10 protein-coding genes are annotated in these 10,038 nt (G+C 68.9%); 9 read left to right on the forward strand and 1 reads right to left on the reverse strand.

The genetic code is table 11. The annotated features are described in order from the left end of the window. Window positions 1-123: 123 nt before the first annotated feature. Window positions 124-1,887, forward strand: a complete 1,764-nt coding sequence (locus tag CQ047_RS18185) for a DUF5050 domain-containing protein (RefSeq protein ID WP_258132741.1) — start codon at window positions 124-126, stop codon at window positions 1,885-1,887. Continuing rightward, complete coding sequence (locus CQ047_RS18190) at window positions 1,887-2,609, forward strand: DNA-3-methyladenine glycosylase (protein ID WP_105677437.1); 723 nt, start codon at window positions 1,887-1,889, stop codon at window positions 2,607-2,609. Before CQ047_RS18185 ends, CQ047_RS18190 begins: the two co-directional genes overlap by 1 nt. Here CQ047_RS18190 and CQ047_RS18195 read toward each other — a convergent pair. Next, window positions 2,549-3,559, reverse strand: coding sequence for a LacI family DNA-binding transcriptional regulator (locus tag CQ047_RS18195; protein WP_105677429.1), 1,011 nt, complete (start codon window positions 3,557-3,559; stop codon window positions 2,549-2,551). The two genes, CQ047_RS18190 and CQ047_RS18195, sit on opposite strands and share 61 nt — an antisense overlap. A gap of 140 nt (window positions 3,560-3,699) precedes the next feature. Here CQ047_RS18195 and CQ047_RS18200 point away from each other — a divergent pair, with 140 nt between their 5' ends. The 7 genes from CQ047_RS18200 (at window position 3,700) to rpsN (ending at window position 9,951) form a co-directional block, all read left to right on the forward strand. Beyond that, a complete protein-coding gene (locus CQ047_RS18200; RefSeq protein ID WP_105677431.1) occupies window positions 3,700-5,709 on the forward strand; it encodes a beta-galactosidase in 2,010 nt (669 codons plus the stop codon). Then, window positions 5,706-6,620, forward strand: coding sequence for a carbohydrate ABC transporter permease (locus tag CQ047_RS18205; protein WP_105677432.1), 915 nt, complete (start codon window positions 5,706-5,708; stop codon window positions 6,618-6,620). The genes CQ047_RS18200 and CQ047_RS18205 overlap by 4 nt, the downstream gene beginning before the upstream one ends. Then, window positions 6,617-7,516, forward strand: a complete 900-nt coding sequence (locus CQ047_RS18210) for a carbohydrate ABC transporter permease (protein WP_105677433.1) — start codon at window positions 6,617-6,619, stop codon at window positions 7,514-7,516. Before CQ047_RS18205 ends, CQ047_RS18210 begins: the two co-directional genes overlap by 4 nt. Window positions 7,517-7,584: 68 nt before the next feature. Continuing rightward, entirely contained in the window at window positions 7,585-8,916 is a 1,332-nt protein-coding gene (locus tag CQ047_RS18215; protein ID WP_105677435.1) for an ABC transporter substrate-binding protein, read from the forward strand. 319 nt (window positions 8,917-9,235) lie between these two features. Further along, window positions 9,236-9,472, forward strand: a complete 237-nt coding sequence (gene rpmB, locus CQ047_RS18220; protein WP_017203559.1) for a 50S ribosomal protein L28 — start codon at window positions 9,236-9,238, stop codon at window positions 9,470-9,472. Continuing rightward, window positions 9,472-9,642 carry a 50S ribosomal protein L33 gene (gene rpmG, locus CQ047_RS18225; RefSeq protein ID WP_017203558.1) on the forward strand — a complete coding sequence of 57 codons (171 nt, stop codon included), beginning with the start codon at window positions 9,472-9,474 and terminating at the stop codon, window positions 9,640-9,642. The genes rpmB and rpmG overlap by 1 nt, the downstream gene beginning before the upstream one ends. Window positions 9,643-9,645: 3 nt before the next feature. Beyond that, window positions 9,646-9,951 carry a 30S ribosomal protein S14 gene (gene rpsN / locus CQ047_RS18230; RefSeq protein WP_017829734.1) on the forward strand — a complete coding sequence of 102 codons (306 nt, stop codon included), beginning with the start codon at window positions 9,646-9,648 and terminating at the stop codon, window positions 9,949-9,951. Window positions 9,952-10,038 lie beyond the last annotated feature (87 nt).

Genomic DNA, 10,038 nt, shown 5'->3' on the forward strand with positions numbered 1-10,038 from the left:
GCTTCGGTCGCTGCGGCCGCTGCGTCGACCCGTGAGTCCACCGGGGATACCACACCGGATGCTCCGGCATCCCGCTCGCGCTTCGAGCCCGCAGACGAACGCGAGGCGGCGATGCGGGCGGCGATGGTCGAGGCAGCCGCCGCAGCGGCCGCAGCGACCGAAGCCGCGAATCGACCTGCAGACGTGTCGTCTCGCTCCGCTCGCTCGACGACCGGTTCTTCCGCGATCGACCCGTTCGCCCGCTCCTCGACCGAGTTCGCCTCACGGTCCGCGACCGACTCTGCCACCCGGTCGACCGACACCGACTCTGCCACCCGGTCGTTGAGCGGGGAGCGCAGCGACGAGACGACACGCCCGTCTCCGGCATCGACGTCGGATGACGCCCCGGCCGAGGCCGCGCGCACGACTGCGGGCGTTTCGTCTCGCTCCGCTCGCACAACGACCGGGGAGTCCTCGTCAGCGACCAGCGCCTCCGCTCGCACAACGACCGGAGAGTCCGCCCCGACGTCCGAGAAGTCCGGCGCCTCGCGGCGCTTCGCGCTGGCACTGGCATCCGTGCTCGGCATCCTCGTGCTGGTCGGAGCCGGGCTCGGCGCCGTGAGCCTGACGCAGGGACCGCGCATCACCGCGACGCAGGTCGACCCGATGCACGCGATCGAGTCGAGCGGCAGCCGCGTGATCCTCACCGCGAACCAGTCCCTCGCTCCTATCGACGACTCCCAGGTCACCGTGAAGCCCGCCGTGCCGTTCACGGTCGATGCCTCGGGCCGCGGCATCGGCGTCCGCTTCACGGTTCCGCTCGACGACTCCACGAAGTACACGATCACGGTCGCCGGGGTCACCGGCGCCGGCGGCGGGCCGACGACCACGCTCACGAAGAGCTTCACGACGCCGGCATCCTCGATCTTCCTGCTCAAGCGCGACGCGAAGAAGAAGGACACGATCTTCCGCACGGATCTCACCGGGGAGAAGGCCGTTCCGGTGTTCTCTGACGACAAGATCAACGACTTCCGCGCCACCTCGAACCTCCTCGTCGTCTCCGTCGAGGAGGACGAGGTCTCGAAGCTGTACGTGATGAACCGCGACGGCTCGAACAAGCGCGAGCTGAAGCTCCCCGGCGTCGGGTACATCGGCTCCATCCAGGTGTCCGACCGCGGCGGGCTCGTCGGCTACACCTACTCCGACCAGGAGCTCAGCGACACCGAGGGGCGTGCGAGCGTCCTGGTCACGCAGCCCCTCTCCGGCGGGGATCCGACGATCGTCAAGGTCGGCGACAAGGAGGCGAACATCCTCGTCTGGCAGTTCGTGCCCGACTCCGCCGCGATGCTGTTCATCGACTTCGATGGTGCGCTCTCGCTCATCGACCACTCCGCGGATTCGGGGGTGCAGTCCCTGGGTCTCGCGACCGACATCCAGGGCGTCTCCCGGGGCACGTACACGGCCGTCATCGAGCGCCTCGACGGCTCGGTCGTGGATCTGAACCTCGCCGACGGAACGGAGCAGCCGCTCGCGGCATCCGACCCCGACTACGGCACGGCGAGCACGATCACGCCGTTCCCCGGCGGCACGCTGCGCCACGTGGCATCCCTCGACGAGACGGGGATGCCGAACGGGCAGGCGATCGTCAGGGTCGGCGACGACGGCAAGGCCGTGAAGATCGCCGAGGTCGGGCCGAGTGATTCGATCCTGCAGGCGTGCGCCTCGCCGAGCGGCCAGTACGCCGCCGTCGCGATCGCCCCGAACCTCGCGGACAACCCCTACGATCAGATGCTGCTGCCGCTTCCGCAGACGGTCCAGACGCACCTGTTCGACCTCCGCACGGGCAAGGAGCTGGTCGCGCTGACCGGCTTCGACGCCTCGTGGTGCGCGACCGCCCCGCACTACTGATGCGCCGCGCGACCCGGGATGATCTGAGCGGTCTGCCGCTCGAGGTCGCCCCGCGTCTGCTCGGCGCCGAGCTGCGCACGGTCGTCGGCGAGGAGGAGGTGCGCCTGCGTCTCACCGAGGTCGAGGCGTACCACGGGCACGGCACGGGCGAGATCCCCGACCCCGGCTCGCACGCCCGCATGGGCCGCACGGCCCGCAACGCGACGATGTGGGGAGAGCCGGGTCATCTGTACGTGTACCTGAGCCACGGCATCCACTCCTGCGTGAATGTGGTCGCAGGGCCGGAGGGGCAGGCGGGCGGGATCCTGCTGCGCGCCGGCGAGGTCACGGGAGGCGCGGATGCCGCGGCCCTCCGTCGCGGTGCGAACCTTCCGCTGACGCCGCTCGCACTGCGGGATCTGGCGAAGGGGCCTGGGCGGTTCGGGCAGGCGTCGGGTCTGCGGCATCCGCTGCACGACGGCATCGATGCGGTCTCCGGCGACGGATGGCACGGGGCGAGGGCGCAGCTGTGGCTGGCGGAGACGCCGGTGGCCGACGTCGCGTCGGGGCCGCGGGTCGGCGTCGCCGGAGCGGCGGGAACGGATGCCTTCCCCTGGCGGTTCTGGATCGCCGGCGACCCGACGGTCTCGGCGTTCCGGTGGGGGAGAGGCGCGAGGGACGCTCAGGCGGAGGTGCGCCAGACCACGGGCGCGTCGAGCAGGATGCCCTCCCGCGGACGCTGATCGTCTCCCAGCTGGGAGAGGACGGATGCCGCGGCTGCCGCCCCCAGCCCCTCGGCCGGCTGGTCCACCGTCGACAGCGGCGGCGTCGTGCGGGTCGCCCACGTGCTGTTGTCGAAGCCGACGACTCCGACGTCCTCCGGCACGCGTCGCCCCGCTTCGCGGAGGGCCCACATGGCGCCGGCGGCCACCGCGTCGGAGGCCGCGAACACCCCGTCGACGTCGGGAGCGCGCTCGAGCAGGCGCGTCATGGCGGATGCCCCGTCGGCGTACGAGTACAGCGGCACCTCTTCGACGAGGCACTGGTCGAAGGCGTCGCCGAGCGCATCGGTGAAGCCGGCGAGGCGGTCGGTGCCCGAGTCCCTGTCGAGAGCGGCGGCGATCATGCCGACGCGCTTCCTGCCGGTCGCCACGAGCCGGGAGGTGATCGTGCGTGCGGCTCCGCGGTTGTCGATGCCGACCCAGGCGGCGTCGACGTCGGGCGGATGGCCGACGTAGGCCACGGGCAGATCGAGGCGCATCACGGCCTTCGTGATCGGGTCCTGCGTGCGCGCCGAGACGATGACGGCGCCGTCGACGAAGCCGCCGTTGAGGTAGCGCGCGACGCGTTCGGTGTCGCGCACGGAGTCGACCACGAGGCACACCATCTGGTAGTCGGCCTCGGAGAGCGTCTCGTTCGCCCCGAGCATGATCGCCCCGATGTTCGGGTCCTCGAGAAAGAGCGCGTGGGGCTCGTGCACGATGAACGCGACGGCCTGCGTGCGCTGCCGCACGAGGTTGCGCGCGGCGGTGTTCGGCACGTACCCGACCTCGCGGATCGCGTCTTCGATGGCGCTGCGCGCGGCGTCGGACACGTAGCCGCCGTTGAGCACGCGACTGACCGTTCCGCGCGAGACGCCGGCGACGCGCGCCACGTCGTGCACGGTGCTGCGACGGCGTCCGGACGAGGTCATGTGCACAGCCTATCGATCAGGACTTGACGTGATCCGCCGACACCTGCGACTATGTGTGCACGTTCACAGAAATCTGATCCTCTTTCTCTTCGGTCAAATCTGTGCACGTGCACACATCTCTCGCAAAGGAGCGTCACCGAATGGCCGCCGCCGTGCCCACCCGCATCTCCTCGCTCACCGAGGGGCGCGGACTCGTCTTCGGGTGCGACTACAACCCGGAGCAGTGGGACCGCAGCGTCTGGCCCGAGGACGTGCGTCTGATGCAGGAGGCGGGGATCGGCCTCGCCGCGATCAACATCTTCGGCTGGTCGTCGATCAACCCCGCAAAGGGGGTGTGGGACTTCGCCGCGCTCGATGAGATCATCGGACTCCTGCACGAGGGCGGCATCCGCATCAACCTCGGCACCGGCACGGCATCCCCGGCGCCCTGGCTCACCGCCCGGCATCCCGAGATCCTGCCGGTCGGCGAGGACGGCACCGTCTTCCACCCCGGCGGACGTCAGGCGTACTGCCCCAGCTCCCCGGTGTTCCGCGCGTACGCCGCCGAACTCGTGACCCGCGTCGCGGATCGCTACGGAGACCACCCCGCCGTCGCGCTCTGGCACGTCTCGAACGAGCTCGGATGCCACAACGCCCTCTGCTACTGCGACGCCAGCGCCGAGGCGTTCCGCGGGTGGCTCCGTGCACGCTACGCCGACATCGACGCGCTCAACCGGGCATGGGGCACGACGTTCTGGAGCCAGCGCTACGGCGCCTTCGACGAGGTGCGGCCTCCCGCACAGGCGCTGTCGCTGCGCAACCCCGGCCAGGTCCTCGACTTCCAGCGGTTCAGCTCCGACGAGCAGCTCGCGCTCTACCGCGCCGAAGCCGAGATCCTGCGTGCCCGGAGCGACCGACCGGTCACGACGAACTTCATGGTCACCGCCCACATCCGCAATCTCGACTACTGGACGTGGGCGTCCGACATGGACTTGATCGCCAACGACCACTACCTCGATCGCCGTCTCGACGACGCCCGCGGCGAGCTGTCCTTCGCCGCCGATCTCACGCGCGGACTCGCGGGCGGGGCGCCCTGGCTCCTCATGGAGACCTCGACGGGCGCCGTGAACTGGCAGCCCTACAACCTCGCGAAGGCCCCGGGAGAGCTGCGACGCAACGTCGTCGCCCACATCGCCCGAGGAGCCGACGGCATCTGCTTCTTCCAGTGGCGGGCGTCGACACAGGGCGCCGAGAAGTACCACTCGGCGCTCCTCCCGCACGCGGGTGAAGACTCTGCGCAGTGGCGGGAGTCCGTCGAGCTCGGCGGCATCCTCGACCGGCTCGGGGAACTCGCCGGAACCGAGGTCGTCGCGGACGCCGCCCTGCTGTTCTCCTGGGAGAGCTGGTGGGCGGCGGAGGGCGAGGGGCGCCCCAGCGAGGGGCTCGAGTACCTGCAGCAGGTGCACGCCGCGCACGCCGCGCTGGCCGATGCGGGGATCACCGCAGACGTCGTGCGCCCCGGCGGCGCTCTCGACCGCTACCGCCTCCTCGTCGTCCCGGCGCTGCACCTGATCAGCGATGCGGATGCCGCGGCCATCGCCCGCGCCGTCGAGAACGGCGCCACGGCCGTGATCACGTTCTTCAGCGGCATCGTCGACGAGGAGGACAGGGTGCGCACGGGCGGTTACCCCGGGGCGTTCCGTGACCTCCTCGGTATCCGCTCCGAGGAGTTCGCGCCGCTGCTCCCCGGACAGACCGTCGCCCTCAGCGACGGCACGACGGCATCGACGTGGAGCGAGCGCCTCACGACGACGGGTGCCGAGATCGTCGCGTCCTACGTCGACGGTCCGGCCGCCGGCGAGCCCGCGATCACGCGCCGTCGGCACGGCGGCGGCGAGGCGTGGTACCTCGCGAGCCAGCCGAGCCGCGACGACTATCGACGACTGATCGCCGACATCGCGGCATCGGCCGACGTCGCGCCGCAGCCCGGAGCCGGCCGCGACGTCGAGATCGTCCGCCGCGCGGGGGAGTCCGGCAGCTACCTGTTCATCATCAACCACGGCGTCAGCGACATCGAGATCACGGCCACCGGCCGCGACCTCGTCACCGGCGCTCCCACCACCGGAACCGTCCCCGCCGGGGCGGTCCGCATCATCAAGGAGGACGCATGACGACGACGCTCGCGTCACCGGTCGGCGCGCAGATGCGCCGACGCCGGATTCCGCACAAGCGCGCGATCGCGATGCTGCTGGTGCCCTTCGGCATCCTGTTCACGCTGTTCTACATCGTGCCGATCGTGTACGCGTTCTGGCAGTCGCTGCTGGTCGTGAAGCGCGACGGCACCTTCGGCAAGGCCGAGCAGGTGTTCGGCGGTCTCGCCCAGTACGCGCTGGTCTTCCAGGATGAGGCGTTCTGGGCGTCCATGGGGCGCATGCTGATGTTCGGCGTCGTGCAGGTGCCGGTCATGCTGGGCCTGGCGCTGCTGTTCGCGCTCCTGCTCGACTCCCCGCTGGTCAAGGGGCGGCGGTTCTTCCGCCTCGCCTTCTTCGTGCCGTACGCGGTCCCCGGTGTGATCGCCGCGATCGTGTGGGGGTCGCTGTTCTCACCGAACCTCTCGCCCTTCACGGCCCTGACGAAGAACATCGACTTCCTCGGCGCCGACCTCGTGCTGTGGTCGATCGCCAACATCGTCACCTGGGTGTTCGTCGGCTACAACATGCTGATCATCTACTCGGCGCTGCTCGCGATCCCGCAGGAGCTGTACGAAGCGGCCAGGCTCGACGGCGCCGGCCAGTGGCGCGTCGCCTGGTCGATCAAGATCCCGCTCGTGCGGCCGGCGATCGTGATGACCGCGATCTTCTCGATCATCGGCACGCTGCAGCTGCTCGCCGAGCCCCAGGTGTTCCGCTCGTTCAGCTCGGCGGTGACCAGCACGTTCACCCCGAACATGACCGTGTACGCCACGGCATCCATCCCGAACACCAACCTCGCCGCGGCCTTCTCGGTCGTGCTCGCGGTGACGACCTTCGTGCTCTCCTTCGGGTTCATGAAGTACATGCAGCGCAAGGAGGACAACGCATGAGCACCGCATCGATCGTCGCTCCGGGCGGAGTGAAGGCCTCATCCGGGAAGTCGCCGATCAGGGAGTCGGGGATCTCGCGCGCCGGGGCCATGCTGATCATGGTCGTCTTCACGCTCTACTTCCTGATGCCGCTGTGGTGGCTGCTGGTCGCGTCGAGCAAGGACACCGGCGACATCCTCACCACGGCGCCGCTGTGGTTCGCGGACTTCCGGCTGTTCGACAACATCGGGGCCGTGTTCGCGTACAACGACGGCATCTACCTGAAGTGGCTGTGGAACTCGATCCTGTACGCGGCTCTGGGTGGCGCCATCGCGACGCTGCTCGCGGCCATGGCGGGGTACGCGCTCGCCAAGTACCGGTTCCCCGGCCGTGACACGCTGTTCAACATCGTGCTCGGCGGAGTGCTCGTGCCCGCCACCGCGCTCGCGCTGCCGCTGTTCCTGCTGTTCAGCCAGGTGCAGCTGACGAACACGTTCTGGGCGGTCTTCCTGCCCTCGATCGTGAGCCCGTTCGGGGTGTACCTCGCCAGGATCTTCGCGGCGCAGTCGGTGCCGGACGAGCTGCTCGAGGCCAGCCGGCTGGACGGCGCGGGCGAGATCCGCACGTTCTTCACCGTCAGCATCCGACTGATGACCCCCGCGCTGGTGACGATGTTCCTGTTCCAGTTCGTCGGCATCTGGAACAACTTCTTCCTGCCGATGATCATGCTGCGCAGTGAAGAGCTCTTCCCCGTCACCTACGGCCTCTACAACTGGAACACCCAGCTGAGCCAGATCCCCGAGCTGCGCAGCCTCGTGCTCGTCGGAGCGCTGCTCTCGGTCATCCCGCTCATCGTCGCATTCCTCCTGCTCCAGCGCTTCTGGCGCAACGGCCTCGGGGCCGGCGCGCTCAAGTGAGCAGGATGCCGGGCGGACCCGCCGCCCGGCATCGCACCACCACCCTCGCATTCACGAAAGGACAAGAAATGCAGCATTCGAAGAAGAAGGCGGCCGCCGTCGTCACGATCGCGGCGTTCGCGCTCACCGGCTGCTCCGCAGGCGGCGGAGACGGAACCTCGAGCGGCGACGGCGCCGCGTCGTGCACGCCCGCAGGCGGAGACGTGACCCTGGAGTTCACGACCTGGGTCCCCGGGATGGAAGACGTCGTCGCCATCTGGAACAAGGAGAACCCCGACATCCAGGTGAAGGTGCAGACCGGCCCCAACGGCAACGGCGGCACGTACCAGAACTTCTTCAACCAGATCAAGGCGGGAGACGCACCAGACCTCGGCCAGATCGAGTACGACGCCCTGCCGAACTTCCTGGTGCAGGACGGCGTCGAGGATCTCAGCGCGTGCAAGGACGTCGTGGCGGCGGAGGGCGACTTCGTCGACTGGGCGTGGGGACAGGTGACGCTCGGCACCGACGGCATCTACGGCGTGCCGCAGGACACCGGACCCATGGCGCTGTTCTACCGCGCCGACCTGTTCGAGCAGAACGGCATCGCGATCCCGACCACGTGGGACGAGTACCGCACCGCAGCCGAGCAGATCCGTGCTCTGGGCGGCTACATCACCAACTTCTCGCAGTCCGACATCAACCAGTTCGCGGGCTTCGCCTGGCAGGCGGGCGCCCAGTGGTTCTCGAGCGACGACGCGGGCTGGGACGTGACTTTGACCGATGACGCCACCACCACGGTCGCCGACTTCTGGCAGAGCATGATCGACGACGACCTGGTCGCCACCGTTCCGGCCTGGACCGACGAGTGGAACAACGCGTACAACTCGGGCCAGGTCTGGACCTGGAACTCCGCCGTGTGGGGCGCCAACTCCATCTCCAGCGGAGCCCCCGACACCGCCGGCGACTGGGCCGTCGCCCCGCTCCCGCAGTGGAAGGCCGGCGACACCGCCGCCGGCAACTGGGGCGGATCGTCCACCGCCGTGCTCAAGGGCAGCGACCACCTCTACGAGGCGACGAAGTTCGCACTGTGGCTGAACACCTCGGACGAGGCGATCACCGCGCTCGCCGAGGCGGCCAACCTGTACCCCGCCACCACGGCGGGCCTGAAGCTGCCCGTCTACGCCGACGGCGTGGACTTCTACGGCGGTCAGAAGATCTACGACATCTTCGCGGATGCCGCCGTGCAGGTCTCGCCCGACTTCGCATGGGGTCCGACCATGACGCAGACCTACGCCGACGTCTCCGACGGGTTCAAGGCCGCCGTGTCCGGTGACGGCACGCTGGGCGATGCGCTGAAGAAGGGGCAGGAGAAGACCATCGACGCCCTGAAGGCGGCGTCGATCCCCGTCACGGAGTAGCCATGTCCTGAGGCCCGCCCGCGCGCTCGCGGGCGGGCCTCTCGCGTGCCCGCCGCGCGAACTCTCGCGTGGCTTCCGCGTGAGGGGTCGCAGAGTGCGGGGTCGCGCCCTCGGTATCCGGCAGTTGCTGACCTCTCGCGTCGTGCGCGGGCGTGGGGCGTGGAGCGTGCTAAACTGTCTCTTTGTCTGCGCACACTCCTGTGCGCAGTTCGTGTGCTTCCCCCTTCTGCGGCCGAGGAATCGGCGGGTGGAGGGTTGCGCGCAGACAAGGGATCTTGGGTGAGGCCGTCCGGTCTCACGGTATAGAAGGAGTCACATCATGGCAGCAGTGTGCCAGGTGACTGGAGCTGTTCCCGGCTTCGGTCACAACGTCTCGCACTCGCACCGCCGGACGAAGCGCCGCTTCGACCCGAACGTGCAGAAGAAGACCTATTTCGTTCCGTCGCTCGGTCGTAAGATCACGCTCAACGTGTCCGCCAAGGGCATCAAGGTGATCGACGTCCGCGGCATCGAGAACGTGGTCAAGGACCTCCAGGCGAAGGGTGTGAAGCTCTAATGGCCAAGAAGGCTCAGGACGTCCGTCCGATCATCAAGCTGCGTTCGACCGCTGGCACGGGTTACACCTATGTCACCAAGAAGAACCGTCGCAACACCCCCGACCGCCTCGTGCTCAAGAAGTACGACCCGGTCATCCGTCAGCACGTCGAATTCCGAGAGGAGCGTTGATCAATGGCTAAGAAGAGCAAGATCGCTCGCAACGAGCAGCGCAAGGTCATCGTCGAGCGTTACGCAGAGCGTCGCGCAGAGCTGAAGAAGACCCTGGTCGACCCGAACGCCACCGACGAGGCCCGCGAGGCCGCACGCGTCGGCCTGCAGAAGCTGCCGCGCAACGCGTCGCCGGCTCGCGTGCGTTCGCGCGACGTCATCGACGGCCGCCCCCGCGGTGTCCTCACGAAGTTCGGCATCTCGCGTGTCCGCTTCCGTGACATGGCACACCGTGGCGAGCTGCCCGGCGTGACCAAGTCCAGCTGGTAAGTCTCAGCAGACCGTCGAAAGGGGCGGGGATCTTCGGATCCCCGCCCCTTTCGCGTCCCCCCCCGGCATCCTGCCCGGCCTCCGCAC

It is taken from the genome of Microbacterium sp. MYb72, from assembly GCF_002979415.1.
Taxonomy (GTDB): Bacteria; Actinomycetota; Actinomycetes; order Actinomycetales; family Microbacteriaceae; genus Microbacterium; species Microbacterium natoriense.